Genomic DNA, 18,089 nt, shown 5'->3' with positions numbered 1-18,089 from the left:
TCACAACGGTTCGTCGGCTATGCACCGCGACCCTGCGCGCGATGCTTGACATCGCCGCGCATAATCCAGGCGCTATCCTGCAGTTGCCGACGGGCGCGGTCGAAGGCGTTGTCGATCGCAAAGGTGAGGTCCGCGTAGCGCCCATCCGCATTTGGGGTACGGCGCACATTGACTTCGCGACCATCCGGCAACGCAAGGCGGATGCTCGCCTCGTACTGTCCTCCGGATTGATGATGCTCGCCCGGACCACGGATCACGATGCGGCACGCGGTAATCCGTCCGTAGTGCCTCTCCAGATCGGCAAGATGCCGGTCGATGGCTTGGCGCGTCTCGGGCGACGGGGTGATACCCTCAAACTCAATCCGGGCCGGCGTCTGCATGAGTGATCTCCATTGTGATGGCCGCATTCGACCACGGGTGGGGAGACCGGATTTGAGGAAGATCAACGACCAGGCGGAGCCAGACCGGTCGCGTTGACACGCATCAACTCCCGGCCATCTGCGTCAGGCCATCGTAAGCGGGAGAACCAGCCCAAGTGCCTTTGCCAACTTGATTTATGACAAGTTCTACTCTCGTCGGTTGCTGGACCGGCCGGTCGGCGGCTCTTGCACCTTTTCGGAATGAAGGTCCACATAGTGCGCCGTCGGACGGAACGGGCTCACGCTTTTACTGCAATCGCACCCAAGGCGCGTGCGACTGCGCCCAATAATTCGAAGCGACTGACGATGCCAACCACGGAGCCTCCGCAGACGACCGGGAGCTGCGCGATGTGCCGCGCATCCATCAAAGCAACGACCTCGTCGAGGCTCGCTTCCTCATCGACGCAGACCGGATCACGCGTCATCGTTTCACAAACCAGCCGGGCACCCATGCGTCGGCGGGCGGGGGTATCCTCTTCGATACCGAGCAATTCTTCCAACCAGTTACCTGGCGGCGGACTGATATCGAGCTCGGTCCGATGCAGGAAATCGCCCTCCGAAATGACGCCAACAAGCGCCCCCTCGCAGTCGACCACCGGCAGACCGCGCTGATTGGTTTCCATCAGCAAATGCGCCGCCTCGGAGAGCAGCGCATCCGGTTTGATTGTCGCTACTGAACGGCGCATGATGTCAGACACGTTCATAGAATCACCTTTCGAATAAGCGCGGCATTCAGCTGGTTCCCGCAACCCAAAGCCATAATTGGCGGAGCGAAAGCCTGCGGTTTTGAGGTGGGTCAAGTCGCGTTGATAGCACATAGCTGCCTGCTTGTGAGCGGCGTGGGTGGACCATAATTTTGGATCGCCCCTGTTGATCTACCGCAATGCACTGCGTTCACTTTCATCAATGGCGTATCTTCGATCGCGTAGGCGATGCTGCCGCAATTGAAGCCGCAAGAGCTTATGCTGACGGATACGATGTGAATCAAAGCCGGAAAGTCGCAACGCTTCCCGCGCACCTGAAGTAACGCAAGGCGCGATTTGCGTCCACTTTGGGGATATTTACGAGGTATCGCCACCGGACAAACCAAGGCCGCACGGCAAGGGTAAGTTCACTGCACGACGAGAAAAAGCGCGTGGCCGTCGCGGATTAGGGTGAGCAACAATCGCCTAGCGCTGGCCTTGGCTTGCGCAGCGAATTCGTCGGGTCCGGCTACCTCTTCCTGGTTCACCGAGGTGATGATGTCACCCTTGCGCAGACCTGCACGCGCTGCCTTGCTACCAGTCTGCACGGAGACAACCTGGACGCCCTTTGTCGAAGGGTCCACCGTGACCGGACCAAACGTGGCGCCCTCAAGAAGCGGATTAATCTGTCCGCCTTGGGTGAGTTTCTGGACAGGTTTCGTCACAGTCGCGCGGATGACCATTGATTTTCCGGCGCGCAGCACGGCCAACTCCGCCGCGTCACCTACGCGCAATAGCCCAATCTTGTTGCGCAGATCGCCAGCGCTGCGCACGGGTGCCTTGTCGATCGCCGTGATCACGTCGCCTGCTTTAAGACCGGCGCGCTCCGCTGCCGATCCGGCCTCGACATTGGCGACCACCGCACCCGATTGATGCGCAGGTAGCCCCATCGCGCCGGCGAGGTCGGGGGTCAAATCCTGAACAGCTACCCCAAGCCGGCCGCGCCGCACCTCGCCGAACCTGACCAACTGATCCATGACTTCGCGGACCATATTTACCGGAATAGCAAAGCCGATGCCTACATTGCCTCCGCTCGGGCCGACAATGGCGGTGTTGATACCTACTAGTTCTCCGCGCAGGCTGACTAGCGCACCACCCGAGTTACCTGGGTTGATGGGCGCGTCGGTCTGGATGAAATCCTCATAACCCTTGATACCGAGGCCGGTGCGGCGCAGCGCGCTGATGATACCCTGCGTGACAGTCTGGCCGATGCCGAAGGGATTGCCGATTGCGACGACGTAATCTCCGACCTCGAGCTTGTCGGAATCCCCGAGCGGTATCGCAACCAGATCCTCGGCAGGCACCTTGATGATCGCGACATCGGTGTCCGGATCAGTGCCAACACGTCTTGCCTGAAAATGGCGGCCGTCCGTGAGCGTCACCGAAATTTCGTCGGCATGCTCCACGACATGATTGTTAGTGACGATGAGCCCTTGGCGCGCGTCAACGATGACTCCTGATCCGGCAGCGCTGATCTCCTGCTCCGCAGGGGTGTCGGGAACATTGAAGAATTTTCGAAAGAATGGATCGTTGAGAAGCGGGTTCTGCTCCTGGGCAACGCGTCCTTTGACGGCAATATTGACGACGCTGGGCGTAACCTTCTTCACCAACGGCGCAAGGGTCGGAATTGCGGCGTCCGGGCTTCCCGTAGAGGGAATACCGAGCGGCCCTTGCGCCGAACCAACCGCCGTCGATGCAAGCATCGCGATGAAAACGACTGTCAATAACCGCATGGCGCTGCTCCAAGCCAGCCAACTGAAGCATCAGTTCCCGGGCGGCTTGCCTGCAACCCGGAAGCTGTCGGGCAGAACTTACCCTGCCTTCACGTCGATTTTCTTTGCGGGCTCTTGCGCTTCCGGCTTTTTCGGAAGCGTCACCGTCAACACACCCTTCTTGAAGCTTGCCTCGATCTTGTCAGCGCCCTCCGGAACGGCAAAGTAGCGCTCGAATGAGCCGAAGCTGCATTCTTGGGATGGTAGCTCTTTCCGCTTCTCCTCATTCTCCTCCTGCCTTTCGCCCTTGATGGTCAGCCCGGCATTATCGACCTTCACCTCGATATTCTTCTCATCCATTCTTGGTAGTTCAGCGGTGATTGCGACATGATCATTTGAACCGCAACCGCGACGATCATTGTTGAGATAAGTCAAACATGGCGACGCTCCGCTCAGATTTGCGCCGTTGTGTCGGTTACCAGAAAAACAGCGCCGGCCGCCGGCCTACTCGCTAGCAGGCTGTTGAAGAAGTCAGCCCCGTTCGCAAACGAAGGCTGAATCGTCGCCCTTGTGTATATAGAAGTGGCCAACGAGCCTGCCTGCAGTGCCGATCATAGCCCATCCGCGACCGCAGGCGGGGTCATTCTCGTCGTACCCTTCCCATGAGAACTCCGCGCAAGCCGAACCATCTCGCGTGGCGTAGCGGACGTCGAGAAAGCCCTTCAGCGCACCGAAGGCAATTTCACCGTCGGATCTACCCGTGAACGTGAGATGCGCCTCTTCGACGAGATCGAGGAAGTCGCTGTCCCAGTTGTCCATTTCGGCGATGCGCCAGCGGCCGGCAAAGGCCTTGGCGAAGCTGGGGACCTTGGCCATCAGCCGGCCTCCGCGATCAGCTTGGGCAGCCGCACCAGATTGTAGGCGGCGGCAGCGAAGGTGAAAGCCCATGCGACGCGATCACGGCCACGGAAGCTGGTCTTCTCTTGCCCCGCGACCATCTTGATCCAGCCGAATGCTTCCTCGATGCGCTTGCGGATGCGCTGGCTGACGGCATAGCCGCCGTGCCGGGTCGTTCGCCCGTCGATCGCAGAGCTGCGGCCGTTAGTGTTCTGCGCCACATGCGGCGTCACGTTCATCGAACGCAGCTCGTTGACGAAGTCTTCTGCATCGTAGGCTTTGTCGGCGCCAAGCGTGATCGCTGTCGGCCGGTCGGCACGAGGCTCGATCATGTGCAGCGCGGCCACCCGTTCGGCATGCCCGTCCGCCTGCGTCAGGCAGGCGTCGACCAGCAGGCCGTGGCGGTTCTCCATCAGCCCGTGCCCGATGAAGCATAGCTTCGTCTCCTTGCCTTTGCCCTTGCGGTAGAGCCTGGCATCGGGATCGGTGGTCGACGCATGGGTGTCGTTCGATCGTTTCTGGCCGTGGAAGTCTGCTTCGGCATTGCGCCCACCACCTTGCGCCGGCGGCTCGCCCGAGCCGTCCTTCGGCTTGACGCTCTTCATCGAGGCCCAGGCCTCGATCAGCGTGCCATCGACCGAGAAGTGATCGCTCGACAGAAGCTTCTCGACCCTGGGCTGCGCCAGCACCGCCGCCAGGAACTTGGCCGCGATGTCACCTTCCAGCAGCCGATCGCGGTTCTTCGAGAACACTGAATGGTCCCAGGCCGCAACATCAACGCCGATGCCAACGAACCAGCGGAACAGCAGGTCATACTCCAGCCGCTCCATCAGAAGCCGCTCCGAGCGGATCGAATAAAACGCCTGCAACAGCATCGCCCGCAGCAGCTTCTCCGGCGGGATCGACGGCCGCCCAATCGGCGAATACAGCGCCGCAAACTCGCGCTCCAGCGCTGACAGCGCCTCGTTCACGATCGTCCGGATCGTCCGCAGCGGATGATCACGCCGTACCCGCGCCTCCAGGTCAACGTAGCTGAACAGCTCGCCCGTTCGATTGTCGCCGCCGCGCACGCCCCATCTCCGAATCTCGTCGGAGCCAATGAATCATGGTCGGCGGTCGGCGGCGAGCGCCTTTTTCAACAGCCTGCTAGGGAGGATTAGCCGAGCCGCGGAAGTCGCGCAGGAAAAATCCAGGGAAATGGGAGCTGCAGGACATCACATGCGTGATGGCTTCGCGATCATATTCATCGCCGGACCGGAAGCCGTCGAAGAATTCATTCAGCAGCTGCACGCGCCGCGCCATTGCGCCTACCGCCTGCAGTCCGACCGAGACGCCGTAATTGGTGAACGCTATCTTCACGTCGGGCAAATCCGGCTCGCGGCAAAAGTAACTGTCCTTTTGCCACATCGCCTCAAGCTGCCTCAGGCAACGGCCCCGTTGCGACACCGCCCACTCTTCATTCGGAAAGAAGTGGGTCATCCACAGCATCATCCCAAGCCCGAGATCCTGGGTTATGAACAGTTCCGGTGCGGACAAGTCGATTAGCACTTTCATGTCCGCGATTTCCCGGTGCAGCGCCTCCTCACCGAGACATCGATAGGAAATGTAGCCGTCGAACGCATCAAGCGCGCCAAGTCCGTAGCCGGGATAGGACGCGGACAAATCCTCTCTCATCTTCCAGATCACGCCCCTGCCCGGCAGAACAAATGCGCCATGGATCTGGCGGACGAGATCAATCCCTTTGCGCCGGTATGCCGGACGATAGCGCGCCAGTACCGACAAAGCGTACAGCCAGACGGCCAAATAGTGAAAATATTGTCCGTCGCGATCGGGCGCTTCCCCGATGCGAACGCCGCGAGCGCGCCCGAGAACCCGGTCCACCTCCGCGACCAGCTGCTCGGCTTGGTCCAGGAATTTTTTGTCGCCGAGTTCCGCATAGAGCGAGACAAGCAAAACCAGTCCGAAGGCATCGGTCCAAAGATAACGCAAGCCATTGGGCCAAATCCGCTCGACACGCATCCAGTTCAGTTTCGCGAGAACGTAAGCGGTCGCATCGCTGCTCATAACGGGATCACACACCGAATGGAGTGGCGGGATTGCGCTGCCACGGTGTCAGGCAACCATAGCGTTCGCCGGCGACACGGGCCGAGGCGGGATCAACTTCGTCGAGATAGTTCAGGTCCGACCTAATGGGTGCGTTGTTCGGTCCGCATCCCCCAGAGAGGCTCTTCAAGCCTTTGGAACGCTTCATCGTCTCCTCCCGGACTCACATGGGGGACGTCACCGGACCGTGATCAGATCATCCACCAGCATCACACCGGGTGCCGACCAAGCCGCCGCCTTGGCGGCGCGCCGTTCATCCCAACTGTCTACCTCGCCTTCCAGGATCACATGGTCTCCACCGGTCACGGAAACCCGGATTGCCTTTGCCTCGACTTCGGCATGGCGCTTGAGTGCCGCTTCGATCTTCGACTTCACGTCCTCGACCGTCGCGCGCTGCTTCAATTTGATTTCGTTGCGTACCCCGACAACCCCGGACAGCTTGCCTATACACAGCTCGGCCGCTTCCTTCTCGAACTGCCAGTCGACGGTGCCTCTCAACGTAACCCAGCCGGCGCTGACGGTAACATCGATCTGGTAGGGCGAGACCGTCGAATCCCAATTAAGAACGTTGAGCGCGCGACTTGCTATCTGATCATCTGCGGTCTTTTTGCCGTCGGGGTAGCGGACCTCGATCTCGTCGGCGATACCGCGCGCACCTTTGACGCGTCTGGCTGCCGCGACTGCGGCAAGTTTCTGCGCACAACTCTCCACATGACCCGTCAACGTTACGATGCCATTTTCTACGGCAATTCCGATGTGAGCGCCATCAAATCCCGGATCGAATTCAAACTCGTCGGTGACGAGTTGCCGCAACTCGCTGTCATGCATTGGCATTGGCCCTCATTTTCTCTGGGCGGCATTATTCGTTCAAGCTGCTGAGCGCCGCTTGACCTGCATCAAGCCCCCCTTGCGTCCCTGGTCCTTAATGATGTTTGAGCAGCAACAGGCGTCGGAGGCCCGCATGCTCAGAGATCTTCTGGTTCACGTTCCCAGCGAGCGTCAGGCCCGTCCGGTGATCGACGGCGCAGTTTCGCTGGCGATAGCCCACAAAGCCCGCCTTCAAGCCGCGTCCATCGGGTACGAGACCGCAAATATCGGGGTTCCCCTCGATGGCGGTGCGGCCGTTGCTGCGGTGTTCGAGATGGAGCACAAGAGCGCCCAACTAAGGGCCGACACGGCCCTGTCCGCGTTCGATACGGAAGCGCGCAACGCCGGGGTTGCCTACAGCCTTAAGGCGATCACCGGGGCGATGTACGATGCTGCTGCACAAATCGGTGCCATGGCGCGCCTTGCCGACCTTACGATCTTGCTGCAGCCCGAGTAAGAACGGGACACATTCGACAATAATCTTCCCGTGGAAATCCTGTTCCAGTGTGGTGGCCCCGTCCTCTTTGTCCCTTACATCCACAAGGGCCCGCTCCAGTTCAAACGCATCGGCATTGCGTGGGATGGGAGCCGCTTGGCTGCGCGCGCCCTCCGCGACGCGGCGCCATTTCTGAAAGACGCGCAGGAAGTTGCGATTATCAACGTCAATGAACCTTTGAAACCGGAGAACCCCTCCGGGGCTGAACTGGCGGCCTATTTGGCGCGACGTGGTCTGACGGCCAGATTTGAGCGCGCCACCGCCGACGGAGTGGACATTCAGGCCACCATCCTCTCCCTTGCCGCCGATGCTGGCTTGGACTTGATTGTGATGGGAGCTTATAGCCACTCCCGGCTTCAGGAGCGCCTGCTTGGCGGGGTTACGAGAGGCATGCTCCAGTCGATGACGGTGCCGACCCTGATGTCGCACTAACGCGGCTTTGCGCGGCGTTTCCCTCCAGCGTTCTTACCCGCCAACAGTATCGACTTTAGTGACGCTTCGAGCCTCCGCAGGCTGTTCGGCTTGTGCATGGACGTCTGCCAGAGATCGCCCTTGATTCGGACCCGTCTCGCCATCGATCGCAGATTGTAACGTCCTGGACTGCAGGAAGCCGTGAGTTCGCGCCAGTCGAGCGGGGTCGACACGGTGACCTTGGGGAAAGCCCGCAACGAATACGGTGCGACGGTGGTCTGGCCGAAGCCGTTGCGGGCACAGTCGAGATAGATCCTGTTCCTGCGGCCGCTGAGCCTTGGAGAGACAGTTGTCAGCTTCGGCATGCGGCGGTTGACGATTTCAGCGACGAGCCTCGCGACGGACCTGACCTCTTCGAAATCATAAATGGGCCGCAGCGGAACGTAGACGTGAATTCCCCTCTTGCCGGAGGTCTTGACCAAGCAGGTCCCGCCGGCAGCCGCAATGACCTTGCGCGATTCCCTTGCGACGGCCGCAATCTGAGCAAAAGGGTTTCCGCCGGGGTCGAGGTCGATCACCATGTAACTGGGACAATGAAGCTTCCTCACTTGCGAGCCCCAGACATGCATTTCGATGCATCCGAGGTTCGCCAGGTACAGCAGCGTCGCCTTGTTGCTGCAGATGATGTAACGCACGTTTCGGCCAGTGCTCCTGGCTCGGATACTGACTGTTTTGACGTACGAAGGCAGGTGGATCGAACCAACGTTCTTCTGAAAGAAACTGGCCCCCTTGATACCGTTCGGATGGCGGACCAGCACCATCGGCCGGCCTTTCAAATAGGGTAGGATGAGGCTCGACATCCGATCGTAGTACCTGATGACATCTCCCTTGGTGAGACCCTCTTTCGGCCAGAATGTCTTGTCGAGATTCTTCAGTTCGACCGAACTCATGCCGGCGTCCTCCTTTCGCGAACGACGCTGCGCGCAGGCTTGTCCGTCCTCAAGCCCACGAAGACGGGGTGTCTCATTTGCCCGTCGTGCGTCCATTCCGTGAATTTGACCTCGCAGACCAGACGCGGACGAACCCAAATGGTCGTGCGTTCGCCGGGGACGATTGCATCGATCGGCTTGCGCACCGTGCGCAACGGCACGAGCTTCGCATGAATCAGCTTGAGACTGTCCCGGTCAAACCCTGTCCCGGCGCGTCCGACATACTTCCAATTGCTTCCCTGGCGGACGGCGAGCACCAGCGCGCCGAAATATTGCCGTGATCGTTGCGGGCGCGTGTATCCGACGATGGCAACCTCCTGACGTAAACCGGTCTTGATCTTCAGCCACTCTCGGGTGCGTCTGCCGGAGACATATGACCCTTGCGCGCGCTTGGCCATGATGCCTTCGTCGCCCCGGCGCCTGGCATTGCGAAAGGCGGTCTTGCCGTTGCGCGTGACATGCCTGCTGTAACGGACCACCCTACCCGGAACGAGCAACGACTTCAGCTGGCGTTTGCGTTCGACAAGGGGAAGCCGGCGCAAATCCCTGCCATTGAGGAACAGGAGATCGAACACATAATATACTAGGCGCGGTCGGGTGTTGGCGGCATTCTGCAACAACTGAAACCGCGACCGGCCGCTCTTGTCCAGTGCAACGAGTTCGCCGTCGATGACGGACTGGCGTGCGCGCCTTAGCTTTGCAAGCGCAGCGGCAATTCGTGGATAATCCCGCGTGACATCCTTGCCCCGGCGCGACAGCAATTTCACGTTCCCGTCGTCGATTCTGGCAACAATTCGGTAGCCGTCCCATTTGGTTTCGAATATCCAGTCCGGATCGTCGAACGGCGCATCAATCAGCGTCGCGAGCATCGGGCTGAGCGCGGCTTTTGATATCCTCTGCTTGCGTTTTTGTCCGGTCATCGCCGATGTAATTTCTTCTGACGGCTGACAGGCTCCATATCCGGCAGCCTGCGACGGGTCTTAACCGATCGGTCGTCCAGCGTTACGTCCCGCAGCGTTGCGTATTGATCATTTGCCTTAATGAGGAGCCACCGGCGCGGCGTGCCAAGACGCACCAGTGCGAACTCGCCCCTGAGCTTCTGACCCCGCAGAAAGACCTTCAGCGAGCCCTTGCGCAGCTGTCGTCGTACGGCCTCCTCGCCGCCACCCTCCATGCAGCGATACGTTCCCCTGTCCCACACAATGACCTCGCCGGCACCGTAGTTGCCTTCGGGAATCCTGCCCTCAAAATTCCGATACTCCCACGGGTGATCCTCGACCCGAATTGCGAGCCGTTTCTGTCTCGGGTCGAGCGAAGGTCCCTTTGGGACTGCCCAGCTCTTCAGGACGCCATCCAGTTCGATCCGGAGATCATAGTGAAGATGTGACGCCCGATGTTTCTGCACCACGAAGGCGAGATGTTTGTGTTGCTTGCGGCGGCGCGCCGGCCCTGGCTCCGGCGTATGCTGAAAGTTGCGCTTGCTGCTATAACTGGACAGGCCGGAAACCTGCCGCGCCATTCTGTCCTTGCTGCTGCGCGTGCCGACCTCGGCCCGTACCGCGCTCATTCCTCAAAGGCCGGTGGTTCCGCGTCCGGCCTGTCGCGGGGACTTCGCTCGATCGACTCGTTTTCCCCCAAGGGGGCTTCACGTTCGACGTCGACTTGATCCTTCTCGACGAGGCCCGGCGCTTCATCGGCCTGTTCAGACGGCGGGGTTCGCCTTTTCGGAGGCGGGGCCAATTCGGAAATTCTACCTAGATTGGAGTATTGCATGTCAGATCAGTTCCCTCGACCGAGAATGTCCGTTTGATGCGGTCAAGCTCCCACCGCGACCTTACCGCGGCTGGGACAGCTTGAGGAGTGCAGTGGAACAAACTTCTGTCTCCGGCGCCCATCGCATGCCTGAACCTTGCTCCGGGCACCCAGTCGCTCGGCTGACATGCCGTTGTCGTGTCTCAAGAACGAACTGTTGGAAGGGTTCGATCTTTTCCGTTGTGTGTCGCCGGAGCCGCCTCGAACACTTGCTTCCTTTTTGCTACCCACAGGGCTCGTGCCTGTTCGCCCTGATCGCTTTGGAGCTTGTCCGCCATCCAGAGCAGCGCGCCATAAATCATAGCACGGTCGTCGCCGGTCAGGTCCACGACACCTGCTTTCACGACGAGGCCGCCGAGTTCGATGAGGTACCGTGTGCGCTTGCGGCGCTCGACTTGCCATATGCGCATGTCATGCCGCGCCCTTGCGGCCCGATGCCGGTTGCGAGCCGCCCGGTTGCGCCGGAGCGCCATCCGTGTCGCCTTCAGTTGCAGGTGCAGCTTGCCGCAACCGTCCCTGAAAGAACGCGGCCCCGCGTCTGGCCCATGCCTCCCTCTTTCCGGCCTCTTTGGTCTCGGCCAGCACGATCAGCGCGCCCGCCAGTTCATTGGCCGTGAGCGTGTCAGCACCGGTGGCAATGACGAGTTCGCCGAGCTGCTGTACTTTGCGTATCTTGAGCCCTCGCGCCTTGTCTTCGAGCGCTTTCAATTCCGCATCAAAGTTCCGTGGCTTGCGCATTGTATCCTCCGTAAGCCGTGTAAACTGTCGATGAAGAGATGATAGTCGAGCCCGTGGCCGAACGCTGTAAGGTTGCCGGGACGGTCTGGGACAGCGCGGGCAGTCCCGAGAAATTAGTTTCGAGGGCGCGCTTATACGTCGTGCCGACGTGCGCTTCGCCGTGTAGATGGTCTGATCGCGATGGCGATCTATCATCTTCACGTCAAGGTCATTGGCCGCAAGGCCGGAAGCAGCGCGGTAGCATCCGCCGCCTACCGCTCGGCCTCGCGGCTGCGCGACGAGCGGCTTGAACGCAGCCACGATTTTTCCGGAAAGCGCGGCGTCGTCCATTCCGAGGTACTGCTGCCGGAGAACGCGCCGAAGGCATGGAGCGACAGGGAGCGGCTCTGGAACGATGTCGAAGCCTGCGAAGTCCGCAAGGACGCCCAGCTTGCCCGCGAGGTGGAATTTGCCATCCCGCGGGAGATGAGTGAGCGCGACGGCATCGAACTGGCCCGCGACTTCGTTCGGGGCGAATTCGTCGATCGGGGCATGATCGCCGATCTCAATGTGCATTGGGACATGGCCGAGGACGGGGGCCTTAAACCCCACGCTCATGTCATGCTGACCATGCGCTCCGTAGACGAGAACGGTTTTGGGCAGAAGGTGCGGGAGTGGAACCGCACGGAGATGGTCGAGCGCTGGCGCGAACGCTGGGCGGAGCTTGCCAACGAACGGCTGGCTGAACTCGACATCGACGCGCGGATCGACCATCGCAGTCTGGAAGCGCAGGGGATTGCGCTGGAGCCGCAAAGCCAGATCGGAGCGCCGGCCAAACGTATCGAGGTTCGGGGCATCGACAGCGAACGGACCGAGGCCGACCGCGCGGAGATACACCGTGAAATCGCGCGGAGCAATGGCGCGCGCATCATCGCCGATCCTGCCCTTGGGCTGGACGCGATCACGCATCAGCAATCGACCTTCACACGCCGCGACATGGCGAAGTTCGCGCATCGGCATAGCGACGGGATCGACCAGTTCAACGAAGTCACGGGCGCGATACGTAACGCACCCGATCTGGTCGAACTCGGCAAGGACGCTCGCGGCGAGGATCGCTTCACTACCCGCGAGATGATTTCGGCCGAACAGCGCCTGCACCGCGCAGCAGAATCGATGGCGGAACGGGATCGCCATGCGGTGAATGACAGACACCGGCAGTCCGCTTTGGCACGTGCCGAACAGCGCGGCCTAGTCCTGTCCGCGGAGCAGGCCAACGCGCTGGCACAGGTCACGGACGGTCGCGATCTCAGGGTCGTGGTCGGCCATGCCGGAACGGGAAAGAGCGCGATGCTGGGCGTGGCGCGAGAGGTCTGGAAAGCGGCGGGTTACGAGGTTCGGGGCGTTGCCCTATCCGGCATCGCGGCGGAAAATCTCGAAAGCGGATCGGGCATATCGTCCCGCACCATTGCCAGCATGGAACATGGCTGGGGACAGCGCCGCGACCTCCTAACCTCGCGCGATGTGCTTGTCATCGATGAGGCGGGCTTGGTCGGCACGCGCCAGCTGGAGCGGGTGCTGTCCCATGCGGCGGAGGCCGGCGCCAAGGTCGTGCTGGTCGGGGATCCCCAACAGCTGCAAGCCATCGAAGCGGGTGCGGCCTTCCGCTCGATCCATGAGCGTCATGGCGGCGCGGAAATCGGCGAGGTGCGCCGCCAGCGGGAGGACTGGCAGCGGGACGCCACGCACGACCTGGCGACCAGCAAAACCGGCCATGCGCTGGAGGCCTACCGCGCCCGCAGCATGGTGCATGAGGCCCCAACCCGCGCGCAGGCGCGCGGCGATCTGATCGATCACTGGGACCGCGACCGGCAGGTGTCGCCTGACGAAAGCCGGATCATCCTCACCCACACCAACGACGAAGTCCGCGCGCTCAATGAAGCTGCGCGGGAACGGATGCGGGCCGCAGGCGATCTGGGCGATGAGGTGTACCTGACCGTTGAGCGCGGCGAGCGCCACTTTGCCACCGGGGACCGCGTCATGTTCCTGCAAAACGAACGCGGGCTCGGGGTCAAGAACGGCACGCTCGGAACCATCGAACAGGTTAGCGCGCAATCCATGTCGGTACGCACCGACGACGGGCGAAATATCTCATTCGACCTGAAGGACTACAGCAAGATCGACCACGGCTATGCCGCCACCATCCACAAGGCGCAGGGCATGACGGTGGATCGTGCCCATGTCCTGGCGACGCCGGGCATGGACGCCCACAGCAGCTATGTCGCCCTGTCGCGGCACCGCGACGGCGTGGATCTGCATTATGGCCGCGACGATTTTGCCAATCAGGACCGGCTTGCTCGCACCCTGTCGCGAGACCGGGCCAAGGACATGGCCTCGGACTACGACCGTGCCGATCCGTTACAGAGCTACGCCGAGCGGCGCGGGATCACCTTCCGCGAGCGCGTGGCCGAGATCGTGCGCAAGGTCGTGCCGGAAAAGCTGCGCAACATGTTCGACGGCCTTCGCTCTCCTGGAGATATACAAGGCCCGGATGGCAGACGCGGGCCGGAGCGGGAAACCCCGGAAATGGAAAGGGGCGGTACGCCAGCCCTGCGCCGCGAAACCGAAGCGCAGGGAGGGAACGTAGCGGAGGATCCGGATGTAGCATTGCGCAAGGCCCGCACCCGGGCGCTGGTCCGCCATGCCCGCGCGGTGAATGCGATCTTCGAGGTGCAAGAAATGGGCGGCAAGGCGAGCCCCGAGCACGTGAAGGAATTGCAGCACGCCCGCAAGATTCTTGAGGAGCTGCGCCCCCACGGTTCGCACGATGCCGAAGCCGCCTACAAGAAGAACCCGGAACTTGCTCAGGAGGCTGCGTCAGGCAACAATCTCGGCCGCGTTATCCGCGCGCTCCAGTTTGAGACCGAAATCCGCGTCAATCCAACCCGCCTCGCCGACCGCTTCGTGGAGCGCTGGCAGAGGCTCGACCAGACCAGCGAACGCCAATATCAAGCCGGCGACATGTCCGGCTACAGGGCCACGCGATCCGCCATGAGCGACATGGCGCGAGGCCTCGAGCACGATCCGCAGATGGAATCGATCCTCGCCAACCGCAAGATCGAACTCGGCATCTCCTTCGACACAGGCCGCAGGCTCAGCCTCGAACTCGCCTTCAGCCATGGCCTCGACCTCGGCCGAGGCCGTGGGCTCGGGCTCTGACGCGATGCATGTCGTTATCCCACCACGTGCGTTGATCGCCGATCACACCTATTCGCCGCCGCTCGTCCGCCACGCTACGACAACCTGAAAAACGCACTTGCGTGCGAGGCAGTGCTTGTTCTGTCTGGATCACCAACAGTCAGCAAGAGCCAGCGTTTCCATGCCCGAGCCAGACCGGATCATTCGCCTCAAGACCGTGCTGTCCAGGACCGGGCTGTCCAGATCCACCATCTACCGCAAGATTGCCGAGGGCACGTTCCCCGCTCAGCTCAAGATCAGCACCAACGGCGCCGGCTGGCATGAATCCGACATCAATCGCTGGATCGTAGATCCCGTCTCGTGGAGTCCGAAACGTGAATTAGATGAGACCTGATGAGCCCGGTAATCAGAAATCTGAGCAATTCACCGTCTAAGCCATCGCAAGTTTCTGTCCTTTCTGTTCGCTGTCGTATCCAATCGTAAGATGAGTTCATAGCCGAAGTTCCGCTTGAACCTCACCCGAGCAAAAATGCTCGGTATGATCAGCGTTTCCGAAATTTGCTCGATGGGCAACGGCACAACTGCGTGTGCCATGTCGGATTTTGCGGTGCCTTAGGCCACGGTCGTGCGAGATAGCGGTCTCAAATTTTCCTTGCAGGCGAGTCCAGACAAAGCGATCTTACGCCTCGCACGGGTACTTGCCCGTCTGGCCGCGAGGGAAGATCATGAAAGAGAGCTCGCCAATCAAAGCGACAAGGAAGAGAGCAGCGATTTATGCTCGATTCTCAACCGATCTTCAGAATGAGCGGTCGATTGAAGATCAGCTTTCACTTTGTCAAAGCTATGCCGAACGCGAAGGCTTAACGGTTATCAGCACCCATGAAGATCGGGCTCGTTCAGGTGGCTCGGTCATGGGACGCGAAGGCCTTCTGCGGATGTTGGACCAAGCGCGGGAGAAATCCTTTGATGTCGTGATCGTCGAAGCGCTCGATCGCCTCTCTCGCGACATGGAAGATCTGGCCGGTATCCATAAGAGGCTATCTTTTCTGGGGATCGAGATTCGGGCGGTTCACGAAGGCGTCGTCAACACCGTGCTGGTCGGTCTTCGCGGCCTGGTCGGACAACTCTATCGTGAGGACAACGCTCATAAAGTGCGTCGTGGCCAAGCAGGGCGCGTCAAGCAAGGTCTGGCTGGAGGCGGCCTGACATACGGTTATGCCGCGGTCGCGGGAAAAAGCGGCGAACGGGTCATCGTCGAGGCCGAGGCACAAGTGATCCGGCGCATCTTTCAGGAATACGTGGACGGTCGAACGCCTCGTGAAATCGCGCACGATCTCAACAAAGAGAGAGTATCACCTCCGCGAGGGCGCGCATGGAATGCTTCAACTATTAACGGCAACCTTGAGAGGGGGGCCGGCATCTTGCAGAACGAGCTCTATGTAGGGCGCCTCGTCTGGAACAAGGTCAGGATGGTGAAAGATCCCGACTCGGGAAAGCGCCTGTCACGACCGAATCCCAAGAGTGACTGGCAGATAGCTGAAGTGCCGCATCTTGCAATTGTCAGTCCAAAACTGTTCACAGCTGCCCAGCAACGCAAAGGGGAGCGCAGTCACGGTCACCCCAGCCATCAACGTCGGCCTCGTCGGATGCTATCTGGCCTGCTCCGTTGCGGTTCATGCGGTTCGGGCATGGCAACGAATGGGCGCGACAAATCGGGGCGCGTTCGCATTCGCTGCTCGGCAGCGACAGAGAGCGGCACATGTCCTGACGCCAAAACGTTCTATTTGGATTCGGTCGAGAGTGCCGTTCTCAGCGGCCTAAAGGCCGAATTGCGCGCGCCGAAGGTTATTTCGGAATACGTACGCACGTATCTCGAGGAGCGGAAGCGCCTCGCGGCTTCATCAAATGCAAAACGGCAGCGCCTTGAGCAGCGGCTTGGACAATTAAACCGGGAAATCGAACGACTGGTGGATGCGATTGCAAAAGGACATGGCGACCCATCTGTTCTCGGGCCGCGATCGACTGCCTTAGATGCCGAACGAAAGCGGATATCTGAAGAGTTACGGAGTGAACCGCCCACCCCGAAAGAAGTCGCGCTGCATCCGGCCATCCTCAAACGATACGAGGAGCAACTCGGTCGCCTTGAAGAAGCACTAGCGAAAGGGGTCAGTGCTGCCGACGGGGAGGCCGCAGAGGCCATCAGAGAGCTGGTCGACACGGTCACTGTGTTCCGCGATCCAGCGCGCCCAGGTGGTGCAGCCGTGGAGATAGCTGGCCGGCTAAATGCCCTGCTCGGGGAAAAGGCCTATCCGAACCAGGTCAAAGGAGTGTGGGGAAAGGTGGTAGCGGGGGAGGGACTCGAACCCCCGACCCCAGGATTATGATTCCCGTGCTCTAACCAGCTGAGCTACCCCGCCACGGTGTTCGATCAAGGCAAGACCAGCCGAAGCGGGCGCCGGGCCTTGTGAACGGGCGGCATATAAGGAGGCGTCTCCGCCCCTGTCAAGCAAAGCTCGCGGGCCGCAGCGGTTTTCGCACGAGCGGATTCTAGGCGACTCTCCAAGGCCTTGCGAATGTATCCGTCGCTCGCCGAGGGGCACGGGCCGACGCGCGCAGGAGAGAGAGGCAGCTCGGCAATGCAGATCACAAAAGGCTCACTTCGGCTGCACGTTCGGATTGCCGCCGGGGCTGCCGGGCGGCGGAATCACCGGCGTCGTGCCGCCCTCCGGGGTCGGCGCGTGCATCTCCGGATCGACCCCGCTCGGCGGACACAACACGCCGTTGGTCTTCGCCAGCTTGTCGCCGAGCGGCTCGCCGGCGCGGCCGGTGGTGATGCCGTCGGGCGTCGCCGTCGCGCGGACGTTCGGCGCGCAGGCGGCATTCGCGTCGGGGGCCGGTGCCGTCGCCTGCGGCGGCGTGGCCGGCGTCGGGGGCGCCTGGGCGTGGGCCGCAGCCGCGGCCGAGGCCAGTGCGAACGAGAGGAACAAGGATTGCCTGATGCTCATGGCGGGGCAACGCAAACCCCGCGCTCGCGTTCCGCGCGGAGGGCATGGCAAAGCGCCTGCCAGAGTATCTGGCGATCAGCCCTTGCGGTAGCGAATGAGCGAGAAGTGTCCGAGCGGCGGCATCGGCCGGCGCTCGGCCAGCGTGACGCCACCATGCTTCGCGGCCCAGTTCACGAGGCGGGCCCAGGGGAACTCCGGCCGCCAGCCAAGCCGGCGCGCGATCGGCGCGAAGGCGAGCTCGAAGAGGCGGCGCGGGCCGCTCTCGGCGCCGATGTGGTTGACCAGGATCAGCTCGCCGCCGGGCTTCAACACGCGGATGAAATCGTCGAGCGTCGCTTCGGGATCCGGCACCGCGGTGATGACGTATTGCGCGACCACCGCGTCGAAGAAATTGTCGGGAAAAGCGAGATGCTTCGCGTCCATCACCGCAAGCGTCTCGACGTTGAAGAGCTTCAGCTCGCGCACGCGGGCCTGCGCCCGCCGCAGCATCGGCTCGGAGATATCGACGCCGCAGATCTTCGTGGTCCGGGCATAGTCCGACAAAGACAGGCCGGTGCCGACGCCGACGTCGAGAATGCGGCCGCCGATGCGATCGGCTTCCGCGATGGTCGATTGGCGGCCCTGATCGAAGACCTTGCCGAACACCAGATCGTAGATCGGCGCCCAGCGCTCATAGGCCTTTTCGACCCCCGCGCGGTCGATGTCCCCCATGCCCCTGCCCCG

20 protein-coding genes, 1 tRNA gene and 1 pseudogene are annotated in these 18,089 nt (G+C 61.3%); 5 read left to right on the top strand and 17 right to left on the bottom strand.

Annotated features, from left to right (window positions below; all coding sequences use genetic code 11):
• Positions 1–17: 17 nt before the first annotated feature.
• From QX135_RS20445 to QX135_RS20405, 9 genes and pseudogenes are all read right to left on the bottom strand, one after another.
• Positions 18–380: an HPF/RaiA family ribosome-associated protein gene (locus QX135_RS20445; protein ID WP_316179804.1), complete on the bottom strand. Its 363-nt coding sequence runs from the start codon at positions 378–380 to the stop codon at positions 18–20.
• Between the two features lie 278 nt (positions 381–658).
• Positions 659–1,123 carry a CBS domain-containing protein gene (locus QX135_RS20440; protein ID WP_316179805.1) on the bottom strand — a complete coding sequence of 155 codons (465 nt, stop codon included), beginning with the start codon at positions 1,121–1,123 and terminating at the stop codon, positions 659–661.
• Positions 1,124–1,530: 407 nt separating this feature from the next.
• The gene (locus tag QX135_RS20435; RefSeq protein ID WP_316179807.1) at positions 1,531–2,895 is read right to left on the bottom strand and encodes a DegQ family serine endoprotease; all 1,365 of its coding nucleotides are present in this window, start codon (positions 2,893–2,895) and stop codon (positions 1,531–1,533) included.
• 78 nt (positions 2,896–2,973) lie between these two features.
• A pseudogene (locus QX135_RS20430) lies at positions 2,974–3,258 on the bottom strand (Hsp20/alpha crystallin family protein); the annotation flags it as partial.
• A gap of 147 nt (positions 3,259–3,405) precedes the next feature.
• On the bottom strand, positions 3,406–3,750 hold the full coding sequence (locus QX135_RS20425; protein WP_316179809.1) for a hypothetical protein: 345 nt from the start codon (positions 3,748–3,750) through the stop codon (positions 3,406–3,408).
• Positions 3,750–4,841 (bottom strand): IS5 family transposase, encoded by a 1,092-nt coding sequence (locus QX135_RS20420; protein WP_316179811.1) that lies wholly within the window; start codon positions 4,839–4,841, stop codon positions 3,750–3,752. Before QX135_RS20420 ends, QX135_RS20425 begins: the two co-directional genes overlap by 1 nt.
• 76 nt (positions 4,842–4,917) lie before the next feature.
• The gene (locus tag QX135_RS20415; protein ID WP_316179814.1) at positions 4,918–5,835 is read right to left on the bottom strand and encodes a hypothetical protein; all 918 of its coding nucleotides are present in this window, start codon (positions 5,833–5,835) and stop codon (positions 4,918–4,920) included.
• A 7-nt stretch (positions 5,836–5,842) separates the two neighbouring features.
• The gene (locus QX135_RS20410; RefSeq protein WP_316179816.1) at positions 5,843–6,022 is read right to left on the bottom strand and encodes a hypothetical protein; all 180 of its coding nucleotides are present in this window, start codon (positions 6,020–6,022) and stop codon (positions 5,843–5,845) included.
• A gap of 29 nt (positions 6,023–6,051) precedes the next feature.
• Positions 6,052–6,702, bottom strand: coding sequence for a BON domain-containing protein (locus QX135_RS20405; RefSeq protein WP_316179818.1), 651 nt, complete (start codon positions 6,700–6,702; stop codon positions 6,052–6,054).
• A 58-nt stretch (positions 6,703–6,760) separates the two neighbouring features.
• On the opposite strand from QX135_RS20405, the gene QX135_RS20400 reads away from it, so the two are divergent.
• Both QX135_RS20400 and QX135_RS20395 read left to right on the top strand, forming a co-directional pair.
• Entirely contained in the window at positions 6,761–7,198 is a 438-nt protein-coding gene (locus QX135_RS20400) for a hypothetical protein (protein WP_316179820.1), read from the top strand.
• Positions 7,199–7,228: 30 nt separating this feature from the next.
• Positions 7,229–7,669: a universal stress protein gene (locus QX135_RS20395; protein ID WP_316179822.1), complete on the top strand. Its 441-nt coding sequence runs from the start codon at positions 7,229–7,231 to the stop codon at positions 7,667–7,669.
• On the opposite strand, the gene ligD (QX135_RS20390) is transcribed toward QX135_RS20395, so the two are convergent.
• From ligD (QX135_RS20390) to QX135_RS20370, 5 genes are all read right to left on the bottom strand, one after another.
• Positions 7,666–8,598 carry a non-homologous end-joining DNA ligase gene (ligD, locus tag QX135_RS20390; protein ID WP_316179824.1) on the bottom strand — a complete coding sequence of 311 codons (933 nt, stop codon included), beginning with the start codon at positions 8,596–8,598 and terminating at the stop codon, positions 7,666–7,668. The two genes, QX135_RS20395 and ligD (QX135_RS20390), sit on opposite strands and share 4 nt — an antisense overlap.
• A complete protein-coding gene (gene ligD / locus QX135_RS20385; protein WP_316179826.1) occupies positions 8,595–9,557 on the bottom strand; it encodes a non-homologous end-joining DNA ligase in 963 nt (320 codons plus the stop codon). Before ligD (QX135_RS20385) ends, ligD (QX135_RS20390) begins: the two co-directional genes overlap by 4 nt.
• Positions 9,554–10,204, bottom strand: a complete 651-nt coding sequence (locus QX135_RS20380) for a DNA polymerase ligase N-terminal domain-containing protein (RefSeq protein ID WP_316179827.1) — start codon at positions 10,202–10,204, stop codon at positions 9,554–9,556. The genes ligD (QX135_RS20385) and QX135_RS20380 overlap by 4 nt, the downstream gene beginning before the upstream one ends.
• Before the next feature lie 388 nt (positions 10,205–10,592).
• Positions 10,593–10,859, bottom strand: a complete 267-nt coding sequence (locus QX135_RS20375) for a conjugal transfer protein TraD (RefSeq protein WP_316179829.1) — start codon at positions 10,857–10,859, stop codon at positions 10,593–10,595.
• Between the two features lies 1 nt (position 10,860).
• Positions 10,861–11,187, bottom strand: a complete 327-nt coding sequence (locus QX135_RS20370) for a conjugal transfer protein TraD (protein ID WP_316179831.1) — start codon at positions 11,185–11,187, stop codon at positions 10,861–10,863.
• A 180-nt stretch (positions 11,188–11,367) separates the two neighbouring features.
• Between QX135_RS20370 and traA the strand changes: the two genes are divergently transcribed.
• From traA to QX135_RS20355, 3 genes are all read left to right on the top strand, one after another.
• Positions 11,368–14,382: a Ti-type conjugative transfer relaxase TraA gene (traA, locus tag QX135_RS20365; protein ID WP_316179832.1), complete on the top strand. Its 3,015-nt coding sequence runs from the start codon at positions 11,368–11,370 to the stop codon at positions 14,380–14,382.
• A 160-nt stretch (positions 14,383–14,542) separates the two neighbouring features.
• Positions 14,543–14,755 carry a helix-turn-helix transcriptional regulator gene (locus QX135_RS20360; RefSeq protein ID WP_316179834.1) on the top strand — a complete coding sequence of 71 codons (213 nt, stop codon included), beginning with the start codon at positions 14,543–14,545 and terminating at the stop codon, positions 14,753–14,755.
• 331 nt (positions 14,756–15,086) lie between these two features.
• A complete protein-coding gene (locus QX135_RS20355) occupies positions 15,087–16,745 on the top strand; it encodes a recombinase family protein (protein WP_316234262.1) in 1,659 nt (552 codons plus the stop codon).
• On the opposite strand, the gene QX135_RS20350 is transcribed toward QX135_RS20355, so the two are convergent.
• The 3 genes from QX135_RS20350 to QX135_RS20340 form a co-directional block, all read right to left on the bottom strand.
• Positions 16,702–16,778: transfer RNA gene (locus QX135_RS20350), tRNA-Met, on the bottom strand. The genes QX135_RS20355 and QX135_RS20350 overlap by 44 nt on opposite strands.
• 237 nt (positions 16,779–17,015) lie before the next feature.
• The gene (locus QX135_RS20345) at positions 17,016–17,366 is read right to left on the bottom strand and encodes a hypothetical protein (RefSeq protein ID WP_315757300.1); all 351 of its coding nucleotides are present in this window, start codon (positions 17,364–17,366) and stop codon (positions 17,016–17,018) included.
• Positions 17,367–17,441: 75 nt separating this feature from the next.
• Positions 17,442–18,077 carry a class I SAM-dependent methyltransferase gene (locus tag QX135_RS20340; RefSeq protein WP_315733850.1) on the bottom strand — a complete coding sequence of 212 codons (636 nt, stop codon included), beginning with the start codon at positions 18,075–18,077 and terminating at the stop codon, positions 17,442–17,444.
• Positions 18,078–18,089 lie beyond the last annotated feature (12 nt).

The sequence above is a fragment of the Bradyrhizobium sp. SZCCHNR1098 genome (assembly GCF_032489375.1).
Taxonomy (GTDB): domain Bacteria; phylum Pseudomonadota; class Alphaproteobacteria; order Rhizobiales; family Xanthobacteraceae; genus Bradyrhizobium.
The sequence above is the reverse complement of the archived record's forward strand: the minus strand, read 5'-3'. Positions and strand labels throughout refer to the sequence as shown.